We start from the raw sequence: 25,978 nt of genomic DNA, 5'->3' as shown, positions 1-25,978 counted from the left end.
ATATAAAAATCCGGAAGTAGCCCCGTGTTGCTTCCGGATTTTTATTCGACCACAATGCATGTAGCCTGGCGATCGCTCATAGTCTGCCTCTTACTCATGCGTTCCCACCAGCGGTTGTATACAAAACGGGGGCTGTGCCAGGAAGTCATAGGCCTTATTCCCATAATGAAACAAGTTAGGATGTTGCCTGGCAGAAAATCCTTTTTTAATCGCAATATGCAGATCCGTATAACTGTTGATCTCTTCCTTTAGCACCTCCTGCACCTTGGCGGTGAACATACCATTACCCCATACTTCCATGGCCAGTTCATCATCCTGACAGGCGCCAAACTGCACCACATAGGCAGCTATATCCGCAGGACCGGCACTGAGTTGCGCCTGTATGCCATCATATTCACTTTTATGTGTGTTGTAGGTGCGTATTAAGACATCCAGCGGCGCTACACGGGCGCGGGTGTAGGTAACAGGATCCAACGTTGTTGTAACTGCTTCTGCTGCTTTAGCTACAGAACCAGAATGACAGCTATCAGAAAAGATGAGTATACGTACACCTGGTTTGAACTTACTGAAGCATTCAAATAGTTCGTCATCGATCAGCTGCCGGTCGTAGAGGCACCAGGTTTCATCAAAACCATCCATCTCCCCGAAGTTGTTGGTTTCATCCTGGTTGGCGTCTATGATAGATCCGCCGTGTCCTGAATAGGTAATCAGTAGTATGTCGCCCGCTTGCAACTGATCGGCCGCCTGCTGTAAGTGTTGTAACACATTGAGAGCAGTGGCGTCTTTGGTGAGCAGCGAATGGATAGATTGAAAGCCTGCCTTTTCAGCAATGGCCTTATATACTGCCACATCATTCTCGCAGGCGAAAAGTTCTCCATTCCAGCCTTCATAGCTGTCGGGGTTCACTGCATTCAGGCCGATATGCAACGCATAACTTTGTGGTGTCATTATTGAATGCTTTTTAGTTTGTTAATATTCTTAATGCTAAACTGCTGTGGTTTTTTCTTTACATTTTTGATACTGTCAGCGAAAGTCAGAATATGATTGATGGTCTTTCGCACCACATTCGGAGGGATCTGCAATCTGCTGGCAAGATCAGTGATATTAAGATCATCGTTCAGCTTATCAATGTAATACAGCAGTGTGCTGACCGTCTGGGATTTCAACAGCTTTTCTCCTATTTCTTCCGGCGTTATTTCGTCGCCAATGATCCTTTCCACTACATTGAAAATACTGTCTGTCAGTGAGCCTGCCAGCGTAGCATCCTGCAATTGTTTTTTGCTTTTGGGAAGGGGCGCCGGCAGATACGATGTCCACACCATATCGCAGTACAACTTATCAGTAATGTCTTCCAGAAAGCTGTCTTCCGCAATGATATCCGGATGTTTGATAGATGCCCTGATCACAGCACGCATGCCGGCCAGGAACATACAGGGCTCACTAAGCGTGACTTCCGGAATGGGGTCTTTATAATACTGTGCCGCCATTACCTGTAAGGCTTTGACATCAGGTGTATCCTCACCGAGGAGGGCCGGAAGATCCTGGGCAACGTTTCGGAACAGCAGCTCATTGTCAGTATCAGGACTGCTGAAATAGACATATGCGGCCAGCAGACCTTTCATGGGAGAAGTCCACTGTCCCTGCTCAAACTCCAGCAATACTTTTTCCGGCAAATGGTAAATGCCATTATGGAACTTGTGACGGAGTCCATCAATACGGTAATTGCCTTCATCATTGTTGATAAAACCATCTTTGCGGGGAGCTATAAAGACGCTCATGGAAGGGAAGATAGGACCATAACCGAAAGTCAGGAAGACCTGTGTCTGCCAGTATTTGTCTGATAGTCCCTGCAGGCTGTCACTGCTTTTAAATACCTGCAGGGGAATTTCCCTGGGGGGAATGTCATGGGCTTCTCCCTCATCATTTTCAAACTTATGCCCGCTGTAATGCAGGTAATAAATACCCACCGGCAGTACTGCATGAAAGGCCATCCAGCCGGTATCAGTATCTTCCCGGATATTGCTGCCCTGCAGCTGATATAATAGCTGCCGGTTTTTATCCAGCAATGAGAAGCCATCTCCCAGTGAATGCTGGTCAGTATTCAGTTCTTTCCGTTTATCCAGGTCTGTATACCGGAAAAAAAGAAATATGGCGCCACCTTCGGTCGTGTCTGTCTGTACGGTAGGCTCCAGACTATAATGTTCCGCATTGTGGGTATAATACTCGTGTGACGACTCAAAACGGTCGGCCACCACAGAAGAATATACAGGCGGTGTAGGGATCTCAAAACGGGTATCCTCCGTCAGCCGTACATGCTCTTTGATGATGTTGCCATCCAGTTTGAGCGTGATACTGTAAAGGCCCTGTGGCAACGTCAGATCCAGCTGTTCATATCCCCTTGCAATATCTTCGAGAAAACCGTTATACACTGTGAGATGTGCAAAGTCAGACATCACGCCAACGGCGGCAACGGTCAGTTTAAAGGTAGGGGTGTTAGAATTCATATATCATAGTTTTAAGGGTACCATCGATGGTGATAAAGGAGGATCTTTTGGAGATTTTATCTGTTATCTGGTGATAACCTTTGCCCAGCGGTATCAGCCAGGACTCACCGGCCTGCACGACGCCCGATTTGATATTACTCAGGTCGGGGCCGTCCAGCGAAATGTCTCCGCCGGCCTTGAATTGTATCGTTAACACGGTGCCGGGCGTTCTGCCGGTTTTATGGATCACATAATCCAGACCGTAACTGTTATTACGGATATCAGAGCGTACCGTTTGTGTATGGTTCCTTTCTTTGGCATATGTTTCCGTCTTCTCCCGCACATAGTCGAGGAAACTGGTGATAGTGATATCGCCGCTGTTGTTCACCGCGCCACCGTTCAGCGCTTCCAGCAAGGCCCTGGAGAAATAACCATGTACCTGCAGATTGCCATTTGCGTTCATCATACCTTCCCATGCAGGATTTTCATACTCTGAAGCATACATTACCACTGCCATCGTATTGGCGCCGCCGGGTCTTGGTCCGCCGAGCATAGAATGCAAAGGTTTGGTGTTGATCTTCCTGTCGCGGCAGCAGTCCAGGAAGAAATACACTTCCCTGAAAAGATCCTTCTCCACCAGTAGGTCCAGGTAGGCCTTAGACGAAAGGGCGGCATTATAAAAGCTGGGCGACCATATAGGCAGGCACATACCATTCACTTCCCAATTGGCCCCAAAGCCATGACCGGAGAAGTAAAAATAGAGGCGGCGCGCAGGTTTAGCCTCTGCCAGCAGAATAATATCTGATAGCGCTTTATCAATAGCCAGCTGGTCGGGTATATTACTGCCTGGAGCCGAAGGAATGAAAAAGACATGCTGCGGATGGAGATTCCCACCATCAGCTTTGATCAGCCAGTTCCTGAAACGGCAGGCATCTGTAACGGGAGCGTTTAATTGTGTTAAGCTGCTATAATGGCTGATGCCGACAATGATAGCATAATCCTGTTCATTAACAGGAAGTCCTTTGATCAGGTTCTCGTTGGTTATCTCCTCACAGGGCCCTGTAGTGGGAGCTAATGGTGCTTTGGAGACAAGTGATTTTGGGCTCATGGGGTCATGGTTTTTACTATTTGAATAATGTTAGCGCCGCATGGGAGGAAAAGCCAGTACGGTTTGCATAAAGTCATATACATGCGTTACTATCTGGGGTATATGATTTAAAAAGCGCGCTGTTAAAAAGAGTCAGTCTATATATCGTTCAAATGCCTGTTTCGTTGGGGTATATTCTGAATATAAAATTAAACTACTGGCACGATGTTAACAAGTTTAATTGACATATTGCAGTGATTTATGTATTAAGGATAAATTAGTTGTGAGGGGATGGAGGCAGTTGTAACCGGGTTTTAGAGGAGGGAATCAGCGGGTTGTCGGGTTCGTGGTGGCATAGTTTGGCCGTTATCGGTGTTATGCCCGCCGGGTGGGTATTTGCAATTGATCGTTATGTGTTTGCGTGGTGGTTGCCCCAGTTTGTATAGCCGGGTTATTCCGGTGATTGCGGCATCGTTGTTTTGGGGAGGCGGGGTAGGTAATTGTGTGTTGTTGTTTGTGTTGTGGTTGTCCTGTTGATTTGCGTCCTAACCCGGGTTGTTTCCGTTATTGGGGGCATCGTTGTACGGATGTCGTGTACGAATGTTTGGTAATTGTTGGTTGTTGTTTGGATTGCGGTTCCCGTTGTTGTTGCGGGGCGCGTTTTCCCCCGGTTGAAACCGGGGGCTACAAACACATGACCCCTACGGGGTCAACGTTCAAGGGGCCCCTTTGGTGGACAAAAGGTCAAAATTCATAAAGGGTACAGGGGTGTTTTTCCCGTGCAAAAACTTCTTTCTCCCGTATTTGTTATAGTCGTGTTGGAAATCCGTGGGGGCGTTCTAAATTGTGGCTGTTAAATAACCTCAATCACAATCTAAAACCCCACAACATGTCTACAAATTTTTTTAAACCAGATTTTTTGCGAGCTTCATCATCCCGGGAACGCTTCGTACCCCAAGGCCGGAGAATTTCTTATTCTCTTGCAGAAACGTGTATTTATAACTTCATTTCGGTTATGGGAGATCACGGCTTTAAGATAGATCCCGACTTGCTGTCTGTTAGACGTACAATTGAAGTATTGACGCGCCGGTTAACTGTTTATGAAGAATTCAATGAGCCTGAAATAACAGAATTCCTGGCAGAAGCCAGAGCCGCATTTGCTGTGACGCATCCCGGCCGGCCGGTGCTGACGAGGTTCGCGATGGGAATTTATCTGGATAATGTGCTAAGACATCCGTCTCTTGGCCTGAGTCCTGAGCAAATAGCTGAAAGGCAGGGCCGATTAACGATTTTTATTATTCCTTATGTAGATCCTAATGTGCTGGAAATCGAGGAACTGGTAAGTGCCAGGATAGGAGCTGCAGTTCCCCTCGCGGCTACAGCAGCTGCGCCGGTAATGGAAGCCGTAGCTCCGCAAGATCTTAAGTTCTTTGGCCCTGGCGACATCGTTTACGACTTTGGCGGTCTGCAACCCTGATAAACTATGATCATAGACTACTTTCAGTATTTCCAATTGTTAAGCCTCCTCGTAGCCATCATCTGCTATAGGGGGCTTAACGCCTGTAACCTGGTGCTGTTTATCCCTTTACTGCTGCTCACCAACGTCATTGAGCTGGTGGGAAGCAACTACCGGGCACTCGGCTGGGCGCATAACTATACCATGTACAACTGGTATATTATCTTGTCAACCCCTATAAATTTGTACCTGTATGGTCAGATGCTGCAGATCAGACAAAATGAGAAGCCCGTTTATGTGACAATCGCTGTCCTGTCCATGTTGTTTATTGTCCTGAATTATATTTTCCTGCAGGGACCTGGCCAGTTCAACAATATTTCTGTTGTTTTGATTGAAATCCTTAATATTGTTTTCTCTTGTTTCGTGTTATTGCGATTGGCGTTCAGGGGCGATGTGCTGGTTAGCATATTCAGAGAGCCTTATTTCTGGATCAGTGCCGCCAATCTGCTGTTTGGCCTCATTACCTTAGTGCTGCTTGGATTGCAGCAATATATCAGAAGTAATCATATTGTGATCGGTAAGGATAGCCTGTATCATGCTATTTTGCCTGTAGTAAACATTATTCTCTATTCCTGTTATTGCCTGGCGTTTATATTATGCAGGATGCAAATAAACAGATCATCATCATCATTATTGCAGTAATAGCGGTTTTGCTGTTTCTGGGTATTTTATTTCTGATAATGATCTGGGCATACAACAACAGGAAGCAACAGGTGGAAGTGGAAAAACTGCAGATGAAACACGATTTCGACAGACAGCTGCTGCAATCCACCCTGGAGATACAGGAAGAGACTTTTAATAACATCAGCCAGGAATTGCACGATCACGTAGGGCAGCTGCTCAGCCTTGCCAAAGTACAGTTAAATATCATGGAGCAGCGCGCAGAGCAGCCACCAGACAGCTTACAGGAAGTGAAGGCTACGATAGGACAAGCCATGACCATCCTGCGGGACATTGCCAAAGGACTTAGCACAGAAAGAGTACAGCTATTCAGCCTGGCGGGCAACATTGACCAGGAGGCAGAACGGATCAACAGAAGCGGAGCCACCCATGTGGTTTTTCGCCAGGAAGGCACTGAACGACCAATGGATGCACAGGGAAAACTGATCCTCTTCAGAATCATCCAGGAGGCCCTGCAGAATGTCCTTAAACATGCCGCAGCAGCAGAAGTGGTCATCACCTGTAAATACATGACAGACCTGCTGTATGTCAGTATTTGCGATAACGGAGCAGGTTTCAATGTAGAAGAAGCGCTCAGCAAAAAGAATGGATTAGGGTTACAACACATTACCAGCAGGGCCGCTGTACTCGGAGGACTTGCCAATATCACCAGCAGCGCCGGAAAAGGAACCATCATTACCATCACCATACCCCATGTATGAATTAACCGCACCTTATGTCTGAAACAAAATATATTGCCATTGTTGATGATCACACGATGTTCCGTAAGGGACTATCCATCCTGATCAACCTCTTTCCAGCTTATGAGGTATTATTTGAAGCCGCTAACGGTAAAGAACTGATCGACAGAATTGATCCGGAACACTTACCCGACATTGTATTGCTGGACGTTAATATGCCCGATATGGACGGCTACGCATCCGCGGAATGGCTGCGTACAAACCACCCCGATATCAAAGTACTGGCGCTAAGTACTATGGACGCCGAAACCGCCATCATAAAAATGATCCGTCATGGCGCCAAAGGTTACATCCTCAAAGACGCAGAACCCGCCGAGTTAAAACAGGCATTTGATGAAGTATTTACCCTGGGCTACTACTACAATGATCTGGTAACAAGAAAGGTGATGCAATCCATCACTCACCTGGTAGACGAGCATTCACCATTGAATGCCATTGTAAAATTGAGCGACCGTGAAATGGAATTCATGCGACTAGCCTGTAGCGAAAAAAGCTACCAGGTCATCGCCAGAGAAATGTTTGTAAGCGAACGCACAGTAGATGGCTACAGGGAAGCCTTATTTAAAAAGCTGAACGTCTCCACACGCGTCGGCCTGGTACTATATGCAGTAAAGAACAATCTGGTGGTGTTGTGAAACGATTGGAGTAATTTGCAGAAAATGCTTATTGTATGAACGGACGACCAGGCCTCAGTATCATCGAATCTATCAGGAAAAGACCAGTCATGTTTCTGGGAACGACCAACAGTTATGGCATCCGCCGGCTGTTGAAGATCGTATTAACAGAATACCTGGAGAGCGTCACCGGCATCAATACAATAGAAGTAACCTTCAATCCTGACAATCACATCAGTATAGTAATATCCGGCCTGTCAGAAGACGAATTGTCGCATGAGATTGCATTACTGCATCATGTCACATCCCCCAAGAATTATAAGATCGGCATATTGATAGGCGTCAGCAACGCATTCCTGTTAAGAATAGTGGCCAATCCGGACAGGCATGTACTGGCAGCACAGTCAGGTATATATGAGCTCTCCAATGCGGCCAGTTCACCTGAAGAAACAAATATCATCAAACTGGATTTTCAGCTGGATGAAGCAATATTCAAAGACAGTCATGTCTCCTACATTCCCATGAACATTATGTTCCAGCAGCTGGCATACCTGAACGCCGGCCTGAAGATCATCAGCGTCGATAACAGGGGAGAGCTGCAGCGTAATGTCTTCTATTTCAAAAAGGGATTAAAGGAACTATTCAATAACGTACTTGAAAAACATGATTATGGTAAAAAAGACTCCTGGCTGGCCATGGAGTTAAAAACTGCCATAAACGGTTACATCTACCACATCATCTTCAGATATCATCATATCTACACCAATTACCCTGAGCCCTACATCAGAGCTTTTGCCAACAATGACAGCACCAAATCGGGCGGTTCTCTGGTAGACGGTGTATTTAAGGGCCTGCAGGACGCAATTAAGGCAATAGGAAAAAAAGAAGGCGTAGAACTGAAAGCCTCCAGAAAGAAGATAGGCCGCCAATTGGTACTGATGGCATCCGTCAAAGGCGAGCCACTGGAATATGGCGACAGTACAAAAGAAAGACTGGATATGCCTGCCGTAAAAAGTGATGTGCGTAAATATGTAGGAAAGGTTGTCTATAAACATCTCGTTGCCCACGCCGGAGATAGGAAAAGGGTATTAGAGCGATTTAAGAAGGATTGAGAAGGGGCAATATATAGATAGGGATATAGGGAATAAGGCGGCATAGCTCTTATTGCACCTCTGGAAGTAGCAGCCGGTTTCAGGTAGGAAGCACTGGCCTTAGTTGTTTGAAGTCGCTGACACGCTTGACAGGAGTTTAATCTACATCCCAACGCTCAACACGACCCACAACGCATCATGCGTAAAAACTTCAAAGAACTACAGCCAGTGCTCCTACCTGAAACCGCGGCAAAACATCCATCCAAATTCCCAGCGATCCAATGCATTATATAAAGCAGCCAGTTCGCCTACAAAGAACTACACTATTTCAACAACGCAATTATCTTCTCAAATATCTCCGTATTCTCATACACCCCTCTGAAATCCAGCGAATGCGGCCCATAAGCAAACACCGGTACCATCACCGCACTATGATCATTACTACTGAAATGCCCGTCAACATATCCTTTCGCAATATTTCCATCGAGCAACGACAACCCACCCGTCTCATGATCCGCAGTAACGATCACCAACGTATGCCCATCCTCATCCGCAAATTTCATCGCCGCCCCAATCGCCTCATCAAAATCCATCATCTCAGTCGCAACATACGGCAGGTTGTTCACATGCCCGCCATAATCAATCTGCGCCCCTTCCGCCATAATGAAGAACCGATCACGCAATGTGCCAATGCTCTTTTCCAACGCATGAGCAAGGAACTTGCTCCGGCCCGCCATCATGGGCAACTCTGCCCGTTTGTCCAATACAAGGTATTTTGAAGCCTGCAAGGTATCCAGATCTTCCAGCCGGGTGCTAAACACATATCCCTTTTGCTGCAGCAGCGCTGGCATATTCATACCATCTTTACGCTGGTTAAAGTGTTTCGCACCACCACCGATCATAATGCTAACAGAACTGGAAAGAAAATCTGCAGCGATGGTATCTTCCAATGTTCTTTCTGGTACATGACCATAGAAAGCAGCAGGTGTAGCATCAGTGATATCTCCCGCGCTGATGAGGGCACTCTTGTAACCTTTAGGCGCGATGATATCGGGAATAGGATTGAGGCGCACACCGGTAGCATCTACGCCAATGTAACGGTTGTTCGTCTTACGCCCGGTAGCCATAGCAGTACCGCCAGCAGCAGAATCGGTGATATAGCTGTCGGAGGAATAAGTTTTAGAGAAACCGATATTACGCATCTGCAGGAGGTTCAGCTGACCACGATTGCCGGTGAACCCTGCATAGATCTGCGCAAGTCCCATACCATCACCGATCAGGAGAATGACGTTATTGACTTTAGTCAGACTATCATTGTTCACATAGCGGGCAGGATAGAGCGTATGCGGAGTGGCTGTGCCGTTATATTCAAGGCTTTTTCTGTTAGTGAGGAAGGAAGCCAGGTCTTCCACGAGGTCAGTACCGATGTAGTTTACCCGCATGTTCATCAGTGTCTTCCATGTATTCACATTATCAGCCGTACCCCAGAAACGCACTTTCTTATTCGCCTCATGTACGCTATCGATCCAGTGCTGCATTTTCTCGCGTTCCGCTTTCACGATCAGTCCCTTGCCATTCCAGTTAGTAAATGTTTTCAGATCGACACTGAACATCGGAATACGTTTAGCCTGCGCAGCAGTGTATTGTAATCCCCTTTTACCATCAAAATGGATGTAGGAAGGATACTGGTCCCACAGTCCGGGAACCGGCTGATCTCCGCTGATGGTGATAACGACAGTAGGTGTTTTAGTGATATCCGGATAGCGTTCCAGTATTTTTGTCAGGGCTTTTAAAGTAGGTATACCGCTGGTCTTAAAGTCGATCATCAGCTGTAAAGTGTCCTTACTATTTTTAAAAGCAGTACCCCCGTTTTTGCGTACCTGCTCCTGTAATGGCTGCAGATACAGCTTTTCCAGGGTACGATCAGGGCGGATATTCTCTTCATTGTGTGCAACGAACAATTGTCCATTCCGCTCAAAAACATCAGCCTCTATAGATCCATAATGACGGTAATAAGCTGTCAGAAAAGGAATAGGATGCTCATAATCGTTATGTGCATGAGCGCTCAAAGTAGTATAAGCACTGGTTTGAGCACCCGCGGTCAGGGCCGCGAAAAGTGAGAGGGAAAGAAAGGTAGACCTAAGCATGTGATCTCGAAGATTAAATATTAGAAGTTAAAAAATTAGGAATTAAGTTCCGGAATATTAATACTCCTGGTCCTTAATTCCTAATTATTAAATTGAAAAGATATTATTCCCAGCCGGCATTCTGTTTTACAACACCATTGCTGCTGGTCACTTCACTTCTTGGTACCGGCCATACATTGTGGATGGCAGGATTGAAGTTACGTGCAGGCCATATTTCAGCACCACTGTAGCCGTGTAATGGTTTAGCATAAGCCGCCTGTGCATCGCCCCAGCGCACCAGGTCGAAGTGGTGATTCGCCCACTCGCCAGCCAGTTCGGAACGGCGTTGTTTTTTCAGTTCGGTCATGTCTGCATTGGTCACATCTGTCAGACCAGCGCGATGCCTGATCATATTGATCTCTTTGTCTGCATTCTTGCCCTGCATCAATTCCGCTTCGGCTTTGATCAGCAGCACTTCTGCGTAACGGATCAGTGGCAGGTTCAGGTCTGTGGTCGGATGGTCTCCGTTAGGGCTCAGGTGAGCGCCGGCAGCATAAGAGAATGGCTCCATGTATTTACGGAACTGGTAGCCTGACAGGCTATTGGTAGAAGCATACTCTCTGGCTTCGCCATAAAAGGTGAACTGATCGCCTGGTTTCAGGATAGTCGCTTCCCTTCTTTTGTCGCCAGCTTCGTAAGAGTCATACAGTTCTTTGGTAGGCATATAATATCCCCAGCCATTGTATTTACCCCAGCCTTTGTTTTCCAGCATAACACCTGGCAGGATGCTACCCCAGCCGCTTGGGCCTTTTGAGTTGGAATATACTGACCAGATATATTCGCTTGTCCAGTTGTTGGCAATCGTGAATACATCTGCGAAGTTGTCCAGCAGTTTATGTTTACCACTCAGGATAACAGAGTCGGCATATTTCTCCGCATTGGCATAATCCTTTTTGTAAAGGAACATTTTGCTGAGGAATGCATAAGCCGCGGTTTTATGCGGACGACCATACAGATCGCTGCTATATTCATTGAAGTAAGGCAGCAGACTAGCAGCTTTCAACAATTCCTTCTCTACATACTCATATACCAGGTTCACGTTCGCAGCACGTGGAATAGGCTGGTCGCCGGTGAGGCTGTCGCGTTTTACAATAGGAACACCGGCACGTGCATCGCCATAAGTGTAAGCCAGTTCAAAGTACATCAGACCACTGAAGAAATATGCTTCTCCGAGAACACGGTTCTTCAGTTTTTCATCCATATTGATGGAAGGCACATGCATGATCACATCATTGGCACGTTTGATCACGATGTATCTCATCTTCCATTGTCCTTCGGTATAGGAACCACCAATGAAATTGCTGTTGAAGTTTTTGATATTATCGCCTTCTGCTTTTACACGGCCGGTTACCATGTCATCGCTGGCGTTGATGAACCACCAGTAGCCGCGGCCGTAGAAGTTCTCATCGTCAAACAGGTTGTACATGGCATTGGCGCCGGCGATGGCGTCACTTTCCGTTTGCCAGAAGTTGCCGGTAGTAGGCGCTCCTTCGGGAGTAATGTCCAGCTTTTTATTGCAGGCCGCCAGCAGGGAAAGACCTGCCAGGGAGAGGGTGATATGTTTTATTAATTGCTTCATTGTAATCGTCGTTTGTGTGTATTAGAAATTAACGTTCAGTCCGATCAGCACATTCTTAGCCTGTGGATAACGGCCTTTGTCGATGCCCAGTTCGTCCATACCCACTTCCGGATCGTAACCGGTGTATTTGGTAAAGGTGAACAGGTTGGTAGTGGTAACATACAATCTTACCGCACCGATATGTGCCTGGTTGGTCAGGCTGGTTGGTAAGGTATAACCCAGTGTGATGTTTTTGATACGCAGGTAGGAGCCGTTTTCTATATACCAGTCGGAAGTGTTACCGTAGTTACCGTTCTTGTCGGTAGAAATAATACGGGTTACATCTGTGTTGGTATTTGTTGGCGTCCATGCATTCAGGATACCGGTCAGCATGTTGTAATTGGTACCAATGCTGGGGTTCATGTTGGTATATTTCAGGGCATTGAACAGCTTATTACCCTGTACACCCTGTGCAAAGACGTTCAGGTCAAATCCTTTGTAGCTGGCATTCAGGCTGAGGCCATAACTGAAATCAGGGAATGGGCTGCCCACTACTTGTCTGTCGTTGTTGTTGATCACACCATCACGAACGCCATTTTTATCAGGCTGGTCGATAAATTTACGGTCGCCCGGTTTTGCGTTTGGCTGGATCAGTCCTCCGTCTTTGTTCACGTAGTTGTTGATCTCTTCCTGTGTCTGGAAGATGCCGTCAGTTCTGATCACGTTATAAGCATAGATCTCATGACCTACACGTGTTACGATCGGGTTCAGCGTACTACGTACGTTGATATTGGAAGAGGACACTACTTCGTTCAGACCAGGTTGCAGTTCGATCAGTTTATTCTTGATGGCTGTAGCGGTAGCGCCGATACCGAATGTGAAGTCTTTTCCGATTTTACCATTGTAGTTAATACCCAGTTCAATACCTCTATCACGTGCTTTACCCATGTTTTTGTACATGCCGGTGCTTACACCTGCAGTACTTGGCGGATCTACCTGCATGATCATTTTCTCCGTGTTCTTGATGAAGTAGTCGGCAGTGATGGACAGGCTGTTCTTGAAGAAGGCGAGATCTGTACCGAAGTTCAGCTGACGGGAATTGGCCCATGTCAGGTTAGGATTGGATAAAGCATCTTCTGCAAGACCTGTGGTTTGAGTACCGTTGGCGCCGGTGTATATATTCACTGATTTCAGATTAATGTTGATAACATTGGCAGGAAGACTTGCCAGGTTACCCAGCAGGCCATAGCTGGCGCGGACCTTCATGAAGCTGAGCACATCGTTCTTATGTAAGAAATCTTCTTCTGTCAGTACCCATCCGCCGGAAACAGAGTAGTAATTCTGGTAGCGGTTATGCGCACCTACGAGCGAGCTACCATCACGACGACCCAGTACCGTCAGGAGATATTTGCCTTTGTAGTCGTAGTTAATACGGCCCAGCATGGCTTCCAGTGCAGTCTGTGTTCTGCCGCTGGATGGTTTTGCCCAGGCGCCTGCGTTGTCAAAATAGCGATAAACATCCCGCTCATCGCCGAAAGCACTGGCAGATACATACAGAAAGGTATAGTCGTCGTGCTGATAGGTATAACCAGCTACAGCACTGATGTTGTGTACACCAGCAAATTGTTTGGTGTATGTTAATGTCTGTTCAGACAGGATGTTGGTGCCGTTGTCGATGTTTTGATTGAGCCCGTTACTGGTATTGATCTTACCGATCTCCAGTGCGCGGGTGGTGAAGGTTTTCTGATCACTGAATGATTTGGTAACTGAAAAGTTAGACCGGAATACCAGGTCTTTTGTCAGTTTTACCTCAGCGTAAGGATTGATGGCGATGTTGGTCACCGGTGTTTTGTCATCCATCCTTGTGAGGATCGCAACCGGATTGGCCAGATCTCCGTATGAACCGGCATAAGCGATCGGCATACCGCTGAACGCGCCTGTAGAAGTGTACGGCGTAATATTGCGTGGATAACCCAGTGCAGTAAAGATAGCGCCGGTATAAGGGCTGGTGGTGTTCGCACCATTGCCGTTATTGTAGGTAAAGGAGAGGTTCTCACCTATTTTCAGCCATGGCTTTATCTGTGCATCTGAATTCATGCGGAACGTATAACGCTCAGCATGTGTGTTCAGCAGGATACCTTCATTGCGACGGTAGCCAAAGCTCATATAATATCTGCTTTTTTCATTACCGCCTTTTACGCCGACATTGTAGTCCTGGATCTTACCGGTACGGAAGATCTCATCCTGCCAGTCTGTGCGTGTGATCTGTCCGTCAGGATATATGGTAGCATTAAAAGCATCTGCCGGCGCAATGCCTGCTGCAGTGTATGCGATGTTTTCTACATCAGCAAATTGCTTTGCATTCAGTACGTCCAGCTTTTTAGCTGCGAACTGCCAGCCGGTTTTCGCATCGAGAGTTACAGTAGCAGTACCTTCCTTTCCTTTTTTGGTAGTGATCAGTATCACACCGCCGGAAGCCCTGGCGCCGTAGATAGCGGCAGATGCATCTTTCAGTACGTTGATAGATTCTATATCATTCGGGTTGATAGGACCACCGTTGTAGATAGAACCATCTACGATATACAGTGCAGATTCGCCGTTGATACCACCCATACCACGCACATAAACAGTAGGATTCGAGGTAGGGTCGCCACCATTGTTCTGGATGATCACACCGGGTGCTTTACCCTGTAATGCTTCTGTAGCATTGTTCAGTGAACGGGACGTGAGTTTGTCCAGCTGAACATCTGCAACTGCACCAGATACGGTGGCTTTACGTTGAGTACCATAACCAACTACTACCAGCTGGTTCAGGTTAAGACTGTTCTCGGCCAGTACGATCTGAAAGCTACGTTGTGTACCAACTGCAATCTCCTGTGTTTTAAAACCGATCATGCTTACCACCAATACCAGGTTGTCATTAGCAGCTACGGACAGTTTAAAATGACCAGAGGCATCTGTACCGGTACCGGTATTGGTTCCCTTGACCATGACAGTAGCGCCGATCAGCGGACCATTATTGTCATATACCGCACCTGTGAGTGTGATCTTTTCTTCCGCTGGCTGCAGGGTATTAACCGGAGCAATGGAAGCGCTGTCATAGATCAATACGGTGTTGTACTTTTCTTCAAATTTAAGCGTGGATTGGCTCAGCAGGTCCTGCAGGATGCTGATCACTGATTTCTTCTGATAAGTGTTTGCACGCACCTGTATCTTTTGCAGTGCCGCTTCATCGTAAGCAAGGCTGATCTGCGCTTTTGATTCCAGTTGCTTCAGTGCATAGGAAAGACTGCCTTGCTGCACCTGGAAACGCTGCAGGATCTTTTGCAGTGCCTGTGCATTGGTATGCGAGGCGAAGGCGGTTGACGCCAGTACGAGCAACGCAAGTCCCGCGAGGAATGCTGAGCGAAGCCGTAGAGAGAATTGTAAAGTGTTTTTTTGCATATATTAAGGATTAAGGTAAAGGCATGCGTATGGCTGTTCCACCGGAATGGAAGCAGTCTGCGGAATGAAGGATTGGCATTAAGAACGGGGGAATTAAACCACAAAGGTCAATTCCTGATTGCCTTAATTAACCAGAAGCTGATCGTGCTGCATACTGAAATGAATTTTTGGTCTGTAACTGATTTTTTCAATAATGTCCAGGACTTCCTGCAAAGTCATTGTAGCGGGAATGTGCAATGTGTAATTCCCCTGATGTACGTCCAATGCTGTGGTAGCTGTGATACCGTATTGATTTTTTATGGTTAGTAGTAGATCCTGTAAAGTGGCATTGCGTAGTATGATCTCTCCTTTTGTCCATGCCAGTAGGTCGTTGGCCGCAACGCTGTCCTGCTTTACAGCTTGTTCACTGAATGTTAGTCTTTGTGATGGCCCCAGGGTAGCCGTTTTTGTGCCCTGGCGTTCTACCTGCACCTTGCCGGTAGCAACTGCAACTCTCGATATATGCAGGGCGTTGCTGGCCTCTACGGTAAAAGAGGTGCCCAGTACAGTAGTGCGTACACCACTGTTATCTTCAACGCTGAATGGCCTTGTGTCTTTTACGACATCAAAGAAGGCCTTGCCCTCGGTCAGCTTAACCGGCCTTGCATTGGCCGGGAATTGCGCAGGATAATGAATCGTACTGTAAGGCCCTAGTACTGCTACTGTATTATCCGGCAGTACGATCTGCTGTAATTGTCTGCCGGTATTTTTTACTGTCTTCCAGTCAATGGAAGTGTGTGACAATTGCCGGGAAGGACGTGTAAGATACTGTTGTGTGAAATACCCTCCGATAATGAGCGGGACCACTATTGCTGCTACTCTGGCGATACGCAGTCCTATGCGGCGGGGGCGGATAGCGGGATCAGGCCATATCTGCTGCTGCATGTTCTCTTTGATCTGCTGCATCTCGGTAGCTGATAGTTTGGGTACATCGCTGTCCCGTTCCAGGGCATCCAGCCATGCAGATAGAAGTGCTTCTTCTTCCGGGGTGCATTCGCCCTGACGGAATTTTTCCAGTAGTGCTAATAGTGTCCCTTTGTCCAAACTGTTCTGTGGTTTATAGTAAGACACGGGAAATGTGTGTTTTAACTATTGGACCACCCGGCGTTAACAATTCGGTAATATAAAGATTAGCCGGCGATGGTCTTCCAGCCATTCCGCAGGCGTTGCATGGCAGTATTGAGCTGGTTCCGGATAGTTTGTGGGGAGGTACCCAGCTTACAAGCGATCTCGGCTACCGAGAGGTCTTCCATCCTGTGGAGATAGAACACATCTTTCATTTTACCGGGAAGACGGTTGATGGAGAGCAGCAGTTGTTGTTCGGTTTCTTTAAGGTGCAGCTGATCGGAGGAAGAAGGCGCATTGGTATCAAGTACCTGTGTGAAGATGTCGACGTGTTTCTGATAGACGTGCTCGTCGCGGAGGGCGTTGAGCAGCCTGTTTCTAAGCGCGCTACGAAGATATGGCAGGATGGCAGTTACATCGGGCAGGACGTCACGTTTTTCCCAAAGATGGATAAAGAGGCCTTGTACACTATCCTGAGCCAGGGAATGGTCCCTGGTGATCTTACAGGCATAGGTGAAGAGCGGTTCCCAGTATTCTTCGAACAGCTGGCGGAAGGCAGTTTCATTGCCTGTCCGGATGGAACGCCATAAAGTGTATTGACCTTCTTTTGACATAGAATAACGTGTCACAAAGTTATTGGTTGTTATGTACTGCTGTAGCTGCTCTAAATTATGAAATTGTTAAACAGGGTGTAATACAATAAAAAAAATCCCGGGTTATTTACCCGGGACAAATAAGTTAGGTATATAGGGGAATTCATTACATGGCAGCCAGTTGTACTTTCTGCTGCAGTTCAATTACATTGTCACGGAATGTATTGTCAGTATCCATCAGGTCTTTTACAGTCTGGCAGGAGTGGATGACAGTAGTGTGATCGCGTCCGCCAAAATGTTCCCCGATGGTCTTAAGAGAATTCTTGGTAAATGATTTAGCCAGGTACATGGTGATCTGCCGTGCCTGTACTATTTCACGTTTACGTGTTTTCTGTAACAACTTATCGTAAGGCACATCGAAATATTCGCATACCATTTTCTGTATGCTCTCGATGGTGATCTCTTTGGAAGAGGTCTTTACGAAAGATTTCAGTACACGTTTCGCCAGTTCCAGATCGATCTCTTTTCTGTTAAGAGAGGACTGGGCCAGCAGGGAGATCAGTGCGCCTTCCAGTTCACGTACGTTGTTCTGTATATTATATGCAACATACTTTACAACTTCTTTTGGCATTTCCAGACCATCGTTACGCATTTTCATTTCAAGAATTTCCATACGTGTTTCGAAGTCCGGCATCTGCATGTCAGCGCTTAAGCCCCAGCGGAAACGGCTCAGCAGTCTTTCCTGTAAACCGTCCAGATCTTTTGGCGGTTTATCTGAAGTTAAGATAAGTTGTTTACCGGATTGATGCAGATGGTTGAAGATGGCAAAGAATGCATCCTGAGTTTTTTCTGCACGCGCAAAAAATTGTATATCATCTACGATCAATACATCTATTAACTGATAGAAGTGAATAAAATCATTGATGATACTATTCTTGGAGTGATCAATAAACTGATTGATGAATTTCTCAGCACTTACATATAATACAGCCTTGTTAGGATGAATGCGTTTTACTTCATTTCCTATTGCCTGGGCAAGGTGGGTTTTACCAAGACCAACACTACCATATATCACCAAAGGATTGAATGATGTACCACCCGGTTTTTCAGAAACAGTTTTACCAGCTCTGCGTGCTACACGATTACAGTCACCTTCAATAAAAGATTCCAGCGTATAGTGCGGGTTCAGTTGTGAATCGATCTGTACGCGTTTGATGCCTGGAATGACAAAAGGATTCTTTACAGGATTCTGTATGGTTAACGGAAAATCTACCTCGCTGTCCTTCTTGCTGTTTGTAAACTGTCCAGGCATGTTTACTGTTTTCGGATGCTGGTGAGGAGTACCGTTTTCCACCACAATGCGATACTCAAGTCGTGCCTCTTTTCCCAGTTCGCGTTTGATAGTTTTTCCAAGCAGTCCCACATAGTGCTCTTCCAGGTATTCATAAAAGAATTGGCTAGGCACTTGAATGGTTAAAACATTGTTTTCAAGCTGGATGGGTTTAATGGGTTCAAACCAGGTTTTAAATGGCTGCCATTCCACAATATCCCTAATTATATTAAGACACCTTTCCCAAACTTGTTCGCAAGTTTTATTCATTGAGCTATTGTAAATTAATGTTGTTCTTAAATTAAGGATTGTTCTCGAATTGTAAATCTTATCAACGTGGGGGGCTGATAGATTTTCAGACAGGACGACGAATATCAGTAGAAAATGTTGAAAAAAAAAATTTATCTCCCCTTGTTTTTGTTTCTCTGATAACAGTTTGTCGCCTCTGTTTTTCGCTGTTTTTATTCTCTTTTTTGACCTAGTTTTTTTGTCATTTTAACATGATGAAAGTCAGTACTGCACTGCTTTGATAGCCAGGCTTTTCCAGTTGACGTTAACTTGTTTGTCATAGATATGTGTACTTACTGATAAAATACTATAGTATACAACTACAAGCTACTTTTTGATCATTAGAAATGATCGCTCCGAATGTTAATAATTCCATTGCGGGGGTGCAAAACTATGTTAGTAATTGCATTTAAAAAAATGTCCTTTAGGTTAGCAAATACCATGCAAAATTATTATATACGCGCCCGCACGTTGTGAGACTTCTTTTATAACTGTCTGTTTTAAATTTTATTGCGTGGGACTTCTGCTAAAAAGCCTATCTTTGGCCCTCTGAACAGCTAAAAATTTTTATATGAGTTTTGAAATAACCGGAAAACTGATCGTGAAGTATAATACGATGCAGCGTAGCGAAACCTTTAAAACCAGGGAGTTCGTTATCGAAAAGTCTGATGATATCAATGGCCGCGTTATAAACAACTACATCAAGTTCCAGGCGGTGCAGGACAGAACTGCTATCGTAGATCGCTTCAATGAAGGTGAAACCGTGAAGGTTTACTTCAACATCAAAGGCACCCGCTGGGAAAAGGACGGCAGGGTGAATTACATCACAAACCTTGATGCATGGCGCATGGAATCTGTTGTGGCAGGCGGATCTTCTACAGACTCAATGCCTAATTACAATACTTCCCAGGAAGTATCTTCCGGAGGTGCTCAGGCTGATGATCTGCCATTTTAATGCCCTGACAATAACAACTCGTTAACAAAATAACTGGAAACGGATACCTGAAATACGGGTATCCGTTTTCAATTGTTAGGATAACTACCTAACCATTGTCCATATGATTCAACAACTCTCTCTCAAATTGTTGCCTTCCCAGGCGGCTTCCGACACCACCATTATCGGGGAGGCTGCTGCTGCTCTTGGTGTAAAGTCTTCCGCCATCACCGGCTTCCATCTGCTCAAACGCTCTATTGACGCCCGTTCCAGGCAGGTTTATTTCATGCTTACTATTAAAGTGTTCGTGAATGAGCCTTTCCAGGAAAGGGAACGTATCATACCCATATATGATATATTGCCTGCAAATGCGCCCCAGGCAATCATTGTAGGCGCAGGCCCTGCAGGTTTGTTCGCAGCGCTTCGCCTGATAGAAGCAGGTATCAGACCCATAGTACTGGAGCGTGGTAAGGATGTACGGGCAAGACGGAGAGACCTTGCTGCATTAAATAAGACAGGAGTTGTTAATCCCGAGTCCAACTACTGCTTCGGTGAAGGTGGCGCCGGTACTTATTCTGACGGTAAATTATATACACGCTCCAATAAACGTGGCGACATAAACCGTATACTCAGCATCTTTGTCCATTTCGGTGCCACCGAAAAGATCATGTATGATGCACACCCCCATATAGGTACTAATAAATTACCACATATTATTGTCGCTATGCGTGAGCAGATCATCAATAGCGGTGGTATGGTACTATTTGAACAAAAAGTAACTGATATTTTAACCAGGAATAATCAGGTAACGGGTGTGAGCACCGCCGACGGACAAACCTTCTCCGCATCGCAGGTAATCCTGGCTACAGGCCACTCTGCAAGAGACATCTTCCGTTTGTTGCATCAGAAAAATATTTTTATCACTGCCAAGCCATTTGCATTGGGTGTGCGTGTAGAACATCCGCAGGCATTAATTGACAGTGCACAATATCATTGTCCGACGAGAAATGAGTACTTACCCCCAGCCAGCTATAGTCTTGTTGAGCAGGTGGAAGGAAGAGGCGTGTTCTCTTTCTGTATGTGTCCCGGTGGCATCATTGCGCCAGCATCGACAGACCCCGGAGAACTCGTCGTAAATGGATGGTCTCCTTCAAGACGAGATAACCCCTACGCTAATTCCGGAATGGTAGTCACCGTTGATGAAACTGACTTTGCACCTTTTGCAGATAAAGGGCCGCTGGCCGCTATGTATTATCAGCAGATGGTAGAGCGCGATGCCTTTACTGCCGGCGGCGGACAATTTGTTGCGCCCGCTCAACGGATGACCGATTTCGTGCACAATAAGCTTTCTGCAACCTTACCTCCCTGCTCTTATTTACCTGGTGTAAACAGTGCTGATCTCCGTGATGTCCTGCCCGTTAGTGTACACCAACGACTGGCTGCCGCCTTTAAAGCGTTTGGCCGTAAGATGAAGGGATATTATACTGCTGATGCTATTCTTGTAGCTACAGAGTCCCGCACTTCTTCTCCTGTACGCATCCCCCGTGAAGATGATACGCTGATGCATCCCCAGATCAGCGGCTTGTACCCTTGTGGTGAAGGAGCCGGATATGCAGGCGGTATTGTGTCGGCCGCTATGGATGGAGAACGGGTAGCAGAGCGGATTGTGGCTTTCTATCACGCATAGTATCCGTTTTATCACACTTTTTAAAAAAGTGTAAAAGGGATAACTATCATTGCCGAAAGTTTTATCCTTATGAACCAGCTAAGAAAAACAGAACTAGGTGTTGCAACAGGGCTTTTCCTGTTGATCATATTCTCTCTTTTATATAAGAGCGTCTCTTATAACGTATTTGAGCTGCAACATGAATATGGTGAGAAGTTCGCCAGATATCACCAGGTATTCGATTATTATAAACATTACCTGTTACCATTGCTTGCACATATTACAGTTGTATACCTCGCTTTCCTGAGTGTAAACACCTGGGTCATTCCCTCATTCTTTGAGAAAGGACGTTGGCAGATGGGCGTGCCCTTATTAATAATCACCTGCGGGGCGATATTCCTGACGATAATGGTCGCCTCTACCTGGTATAACGGCTATTTGTTTGGCGTATACAAAACTGTACGTGGTGTACACATGCATTGCGCAAAATCAGCTTTTATCATTACAATTTTTTACGCCACCTTATACGCATTATATTATGCTGTAAGGTATCTATACTTTCAGCAACTACACCCCAGGATCTCTAAGAAGCCATGGTTCAACCAGGTGATCGTGGAGCTGATCACTATGCTGCTTTTGCTGGCAGCAATTACCCTGATATTACCGGGGAGAAGAACGATTGAAAAAGGTGTTTTTATGTTTTTCATTGGTTTGTACTATGGCAGTACATATCACATATTACAGTATCGCCTGCTTCCCCGTTACCGCCTTCATCAGAACCTCCGTATATTGATAAGAGATACAGCATTTGTCTCCATATCAGTTTTAGCGCTGCTCCCACTCTTCTGGATCATAGATCACCATATCCAGGCGCAGGCATTACTGGCGTTCTGCTTTGCTTTATATGCCGGTTCCCTGTTTCTGGTGCTGCCATTATCGTTGTGGATCTTTAACATGCGGCAGTCCCGCGATAATACCATCCTCGGATTACGTAAGGCGCTTGATCAGTCTGAAACAGGACTTGACTTTTTACGCTGGCAGATCAATCCGCATTTTCTCTTCAACGCATTAAATACTTTATATGGAACTGCATTGGCGGAAAAAGCATCTTCTACCAGCGAAGGCATACAGAAACTGGGCGATATGATGCGGTTCATGTTGCATGATAATTTGCTGGAACGTATATCTCTCACCAAAGAAATAGCTTACCTGGAAAACTACATTGCACTGCAACGCTTACGTGCACAGGGAGCGCCGGACATACACATCGAGATCAATATAAATGATGCCCATTGCGATCATGAAATAGCGCCGATGCTACTGATCCCTTTCGTGGAGAATGCGTTTAAACATGGCATCAGCCTGCGCAGCAAATCGCGTATTACAATATCTTTATCCTGCACACCAGATAAGATCTATTTTGATGTATATAATACCGTACACGCCAACAGGGCCGTTGAGGTAGAAAAAGACAGCATGGGAATCGGATTGGTCAATGTACGGCAGCGTCTGACATTGTTGTATCCCGATAAGCATGAGTTAAACATCCGGGAAACAGCTACCGAATATTTTGTACATCTTACCATTGAAATAGTATGAGGTTAACTGCGATTGCTATAGACGATGAACAGGTAGCGTTGTCCGTCATACGTACACATGCTGCACAGGTTCCTTTCCTGGAGATCAAAGGTTATTTCACTGATCCGTTCAAGGCACTGGAATACCTGCAACTGGAAAAAGTAGACCTGCTTTTCCTCGACATACGCATGCCCGACATCTCCGGTCTGGAACTCATGACCACCCTGCCTGGCGGACCTATGGTGATATTTACCACTGCTTACTCCGAACATGCGGTGCAAAGTTTTGAACTGGATGCACTCGACTACTTACTGAAACCATTTTCTTTTGAACGCTTCCTGAAAGCATGCAACAAAGCAAAGGGGTTGCAAGAGCTGATACAACAACGTCAGAAATCAGATGTGCCTGCTCATATCATGATCAAGAGTGGTTATGAACAATATAAGGTTCCGTTTGATGATATCCTGTACCTGGAGAGTGCCGGTAATTACATCAGTTTTGTATTGAAAGATAAACGCATCCTTTCCCGTCTGTCCATGCAGGAAGCCCTGGCCCTGTTGCCACCAGATAAGTTTACCCGTGTACACCGGTCATTCATCGTAGCAAACAACAAAATTGAAAAAGCAGACAGGAACTGTCTGTACATCGGCCAGGTGCCTGTCAGCATCGGCGCAGCCTACGCCCACGCAGCAGAGAGCATATTGAGGTAATTTCCCTTTCTCTCATATTATTTTTTTACATTTATTCTATGAACCTCATAGAAATAAAACATCTGCGTAAATACTATGCCACTCACAAGGCAGTAGACGATATCAGTTTTGTTATTCCCAAGGGCAGCATATTCGGATTACTGGGTCCTAATGGCGCTGGTAAAACAACATTGCTGCGCATGATCACTGGTATCTTTTATCCTGATCAGGGGGAGATATTGTTCAACGGGCGTCCTTTCGATCCCCGCACAGACATCCATTCCATCGGTTATATGCCGGAAGAAAGAGGGCTCTACAAGAAAATGAAGGTGGGCGAACAGGCCTTATACCTGGCACAGCTGAAAGGAATGTCGGAAAAGGATGCAAAAAATAAGATCAAATACTGGTTCGATAAATTTGAGATCAACACCTGGTACAATAAAAAAGTGGAGGAACTGAGTAAAGGGATGCAGCAAAAAGTGCAGTTCATTTCCACCATTATGCACAGCCCGGAATTGCTGATACTCGATGAACCATTTTCCGGACTTGATCCTATCAACGCCAATCTTATCAAGCAGGAAATATTTGACCTCAGCCGGAACGGTACCACCATTATTTTTTCTACCCACAGAATGGAGCAGGTGGAAGAAATATGCGACCGTATCGTACTAGTAAACCAGGGGAAGAAATTGCTGGACGGTGAAGTAAAACAGATCAAACAGGATTTCAAGCAGCATCTGTTCCGCATAGGCGTAGGTGTCATGCCTAACTTCGCACAGATGGCTACCTATCATTTTTCGATCATCAAACAGGAGGGACTTGCTTATACTGTGAAGCTCAGCGAAGGCAGTACAACCAACGATATCCTGATGCATTTCATCAGGCAGGAAATACCTGTTACCTATTTCCAGGAAATACTACCTTCCATCAATGAGGTATTTATTCAGCAGGTCACTTCGATGACGAATGCAGCAGTAGGCTCTGCCAATGAAAGTCAACCTGCTTATTCCTGATCTGGTCATTCCTAACCGCTGAAAATTCGTTATTTCTAACCCGTTACTCCTAATTTCTATGAACAAAATCTGGCTGATAATAAAGAGAGAATTTATGACCCGCGTAAGGAAGCGCTCCTTCCTGGTAGTAACACTACTGGTGCCGCTGTTCTTTGCCGCGATGGTAGTGATCCCTATTCTGATCGCAACAAATACAAAAGAAGAGAAACGTATTGCCGTGATAGATGACAGCCATCTTTTCATGAACCGTTTCCCCGACGATAAAGGCGTATACTATAAATACCTGTTAAATACCAGTGTGGATTCATTTCAGCATAAATACGCCGACTATGGTTACGCTGGTCTGCTCTATATTCCGGAACTGGACATTGACCGTCCGTCCGGCATCACTTACTACAGCAATGCACAGCCCGGCCTGGCAGTTGAAAGTCGCCTGACGCGCCGCGTGAATGATCTGATTGAAGAAGAACGGCTGAAGAAAGTGAACATAGATGCCAACCAGTTGAAAGCTGTGAAATCTGATATCAGCATTGATTTCAAAACAGGGGAGGAGGGCAAGAAGGGAAGTTCTGCGGTTGCCTACGGTGTTGGATATGCCAGTGGGTTTATCATTTACATTATCCTTATGTTTTTCGGTATGTCGGTAATGCGTGGTGTGATGGAGGAAAAGGTGAGCCGTATAGCAGAAGTGATGATCTCCAGTGTAAAACCTTTTCAGCTGATGATGGGAAAGATCATCGGCATAGCAGCGGTTGGATTGCTGCAATTCCTGATCTGGGTAGTGCTGATTATTTGTGTGCAGCTGGTGTTACCGTTGTTCCTTTCAGGCGACACTGTAAGCGCCATGAGTGAAGGTGGCGCTATGATGCAAAGCTCCAGCAGTGCTGCTGCCATGGAAGCAATGGAGAAGATCCAGTTCGTAGTGGGAAGTGTTAACTGGACAGTTGTGATCACCTGCTTCATCTTCTACTTCCTCGGAGGATACCTCTTCTATTCGGCTTTATTTGCAGCGGTTGGTAGTCTGGTGAATGAAGACCCTACCGATGCACAGGCATTGACATTTCCTATCACATTACCGATTATCATTGGTATTATGGTGATGATATCTTCTGTACAAAACCCAACAGGCCCATTGGCATTCTGGGGAAGTATTATTCCATTTACATCACCCATGGTGATGATGGCGCGCATACCTTACGGCGTGCCCGGCACAGTACCTTACTGGCAGCTGGGATTGTCAATCAGCCTGCTTATAGCAGGGTTCCTGTTCACCACGTGGATGGCAGGCAAGATATACCGTACGGGTATACTGATGTATGGAAAGAAGATCACGTGGAAAGAGGCGATTAAATGGATTGGGAGGAAGGCGTAAATAAATATTGA

At 45.9% G+C, this 25,978-nt stretch carries 20 protein-coding genes; 11 read left to right on the top strand and 9 right to left on the bottom strand.

All coding sequences use genetic code 11. From position 1 onward, the window contains the following. Positions 1 to 90 precede the first annotated feature (90 nt). Genes L3C95_RS27165 through L3C95_RS27155 form a run of 3 tightly spaced genes read right to left on the bottom strand, consistent with a single transcriptional unit; the run spans position 91 to position 3,591 of the window. Entirely contained in the window at positions 91 to 948 is an 858-nt protein-coding gene (locus tag L3C95_RS27165) for a caspase family protein (protein WP_236392740.1), read from the bottom strand. Continuing rightward, positions 948 to 2,504 (bottom strand): hypothetical protein, encoded by a 1,557-nt coding sequence (locus L3C95_RS27160; protein ID WP_236392738.1) that lies wholly within the window; start codon positions 2,502 to 2,504, stop codon positions 948 to 950. Before L3C95_RS27160 ends, L3C95_RS27165 begins: the two co-directional genes overlap by 1 nt. Then, complete coding sequence (locus L3C95_RS27155; RefSeq protein WP_236392737.1) at positions 2,494 to 3,591, bottom strand: caspase domain-containing protein; 1,098 nt, start codon at positions 3,589 to 3,591, stop codon at positions 2,494 to 2,496. The genes L3C95_RS27160 and L3C95_RS27155 overlap by 11 nt, the downstream gene beginning before the upstream one ends. Positions 3,592 to 4,585: 994 nt before the next feature. On the opposite strand from L3C95_RS27155, the gene L3C95_RS27150 reads away from it, so the two are divergent. Genes L3C95_RS27150 through L3C95_RS27130 form a run of 5 tightly spaced genes read left to right on the top strand, consistent with a single transcriptional unit; the run spans position 4,586 to position 8,233 of the window. Then, complete coding sequence (locus tag L3C95_RS27150; protein ID WP_236392736.1) at positions 4,586 to 5,047, top strand: hypothetical protein; 462 nt, start codon at positions 4,586 to 4,588, stop codon at positions 5,045 to 5,047. Positions 5,048 to 5,053: 6 nt separating this feature from the next. Further along, positions 5,054 to 5,728, top strand: a complete 675-nt coding sequence (locus L3C95_RS27145; RefSeq protein WP_236392734.1) for a hypothetical protein — start codon at positions 5,054 to 5,056, stop codon at positions 5,726 to 5,728. Then, a complete protein-coding gene (locus L3C95_RS27140) occupies positions 5,683 to 6,468 on the top strand; it encodes a sensor histidine kinase (RefSeq protein WP_236392731.1) in 786 nt (261 codons plus the stop codon). The genes L3C95_RS27145 and L3C95_RS27140 overlap by 46 nt, the downstream gene beginning before the upstream one ends. Before the next feature lie 14 nt (positions 6,469 to 6,482). Further along, complete coding sequence (locus tag L3C95_RS27135; RefSeq protein WP_236392729.1) at positions 6,483 to 7,142, top strand: response regulator transcription factor; 660 nt, start codon at positions 6,483 to 6,485, stop codon at positions 7,140 to 7,142. A 35-nt stretch (positions 7,143 to 7,177) separates the two neighbouring features. Beyond that, entirely contained in the window at positions 7,178 to 8,233 is a 1,056-nt protein-coding gene (locus L3C95_RS27130) for a hypothetical protein (protein ID WP_236392727.1), read from the top strand. A gap of 302 nt (positions 8,234 to 8,535) precedes the next feature. Here the strand turns inward: L3C95_RS27130 and L3C95_RS27125 are convergent, their stop codons facing one another. The 6 genes from L3C95_RS27125 to dnaA all read right to left on the bottom strand — a co-directional run bounded on the left by L3C95_RS27125 (position 8,536) and on the right by dnaA (position 18,697). Next, entirely contained in the window at positions 8,536 to 10,359 is a 1,824-nt protein-coding gene (locus L3C95_RS27125) for an alkaline phosphatase (RefSeq protein ID WP_236392723.1), read from the bottom strand. 103 nt (positions 10,360 to 10,462) lie between these two features. After that, positions 10,463 to 11,977, bottom strand: coding sequence for a RagB/SusD family nutrient uptake outer membrane protein (locus L3C95_RS27120; protein WP_236392721.1), 1,515 nt, complete (start codon positions 11,975 to 11,977; stop codon positions 10,463 to 10,465). Positions 11,978 to 11,998: 21 nt separating this feature from the next. Continuing rightward, positions 11,999 to 15,400 (bottom strand): SusC/RagA family TonB-linked outer membrane protein, encoded by a 3,402-nt coding sequence (locus L3C95_RS27115; RefSeq protein WP_236392719.1) that lies wholly within the window; start codon positions 15,398 to 15,400, stop codon positions 11,999 to 12,001. Between the two features lie 123 nt (positions 15,401 to 15,523). Beyond that, positions 15,524 to 16,510 carry a FecR family protein gene (locus tag L3C95_RS27110; protein ID WP_236392718.1) on the bottom strand — a complete coding sequence of 329 codons (987 nt, stop codon included), beginning with the start codon at positions 16,508 to 16,510 and terminating at the stop codon, positions 15,524 to 15,526. A gap of 59 nt (positions 16,511 to 16,569) precedes the next feature. Then, positions 16,570 to 17,118, bottom strand: coding sequence for an RNA polymerase sigma factor (locus L3C95_RS27105; protein WP_236392716.1), 549 nt, complete (start codon positions 17,116 to 17,118; stop codon positions 16,570 to 16,572). A gap of 145 nt (positions 17,119 to 17,263) precedes the next feature. Continuing rightward, positions 17,264 to 18,697: a chromosomal replication initiator protein DnaA gene (gene dnaA, locus L3C95_RS27100; RefSeq protein ID WP_106601812.1), complete on the bottom strand. Its 1,434-nt coding sequence runs from the start codon at positions 18,695 to 18,697 to the stop codon at positions 17,264 to 17,266. Between the two features lie 589 nt (positions 18,698 to 19,286). Here dnaA and L3C95_RS27095 point away from each other — a divergent pair. From L3C95_RS27095 to L3C95_RS27070, 6 genes are all read left to right on the top strand, one after another. Beyond that, positions 19,287 to 19,670, top strand: a complete 384-nt coding sequence (locus tag L3C95_RS27095) for a DUF3127 domain-containing protein (RefSeq protein ID WP_106601811.1) — start codon at positions 19,287 to 19,289, stop codon at positions 19,668 to 19,670. A gap of 103 nt (positions 19,671 to 19,773) precedes the next feature. Further along, positions 19,774 to 21,336, top strand: a complete 1,563-nt coding sequence (locus tag L3C95_RS27090; protein ID WP_236392714.1) for an NAD(P)/FAD-dependent oxidoreductase — start codon at positions 19,774 to 19,776, stop codon at positions 21,334 to 21,336. Between the two features lie 69 nt (positions 21,337 to 21,405). After that, the gene (locus tag L3C95_RS27085; protein ID WP_236392712.1) at positions 21,406 to 22,914 is read left to right on the top strand and encodes a sensor histidine kinase; all 1,509 of its coding nucleotides are present in this window, start codon (positions 21,406 to 21,408) and stop codon (positions 22,912 to 22,914) included. Further along, entirely contained in the window at positions 22,911 to 23,603 is a 693-nt protein-coding gene (locus tag L3C95_RS27080) for a LytR/AlgR family response regulator transcription factor (protein WP_236392710.1), read from the top strand. The genes L3C95_RS27085 and L3C95_RS27080 overlap by 4 nt, the downstream gene beginning before the upstream one ends. Before the next feature lie 38 nt (positions 23,604 to 23,641). Beyond that, the gene (locus L3C95_RS27075) at positions 23,642 to 24,595 is read left to right on the top strand and encodes an ABC transporter ATP-binding protein (protein WP_236392708.1); all 954 of its coding nucleotides are present in this window, start codon (positions 23,642 to 23,644) and stop codon (positions 24,593 to 24,595) included. Positions 24,596 to 24,653: 58 nt separating this feature from the next. Next, complete coding sequence (locus tag L3C95_RS27070; RefSeq protein WP_236392706.1) at positions 24,654 to 25,967, top strand: ABC transporter permease; 1,314 nt, start codon at positions 24,654 to 24,656, stop codon at positions 25,965 to 25,967. Positions 25,968 to 25,978: the final 11 nt, after the last annotated feature.

This window comes from Chitinophaga filiformis (assembly GCF_021646545.1).
In the GTDB taxonomy this organism is placed as follows: domain Bacteria; phylum Bacteroidota; class Bacteroidia; order Chitinophagales; family Chitinophagaceae; genus Chitinophaga; species Chitinophaga filiformis_A.
The sequence above is the reverse complement of the archived record's forward strand: the minus strand, read 5'-3'. Positions and strand labels throughout refer to the sequence as shown.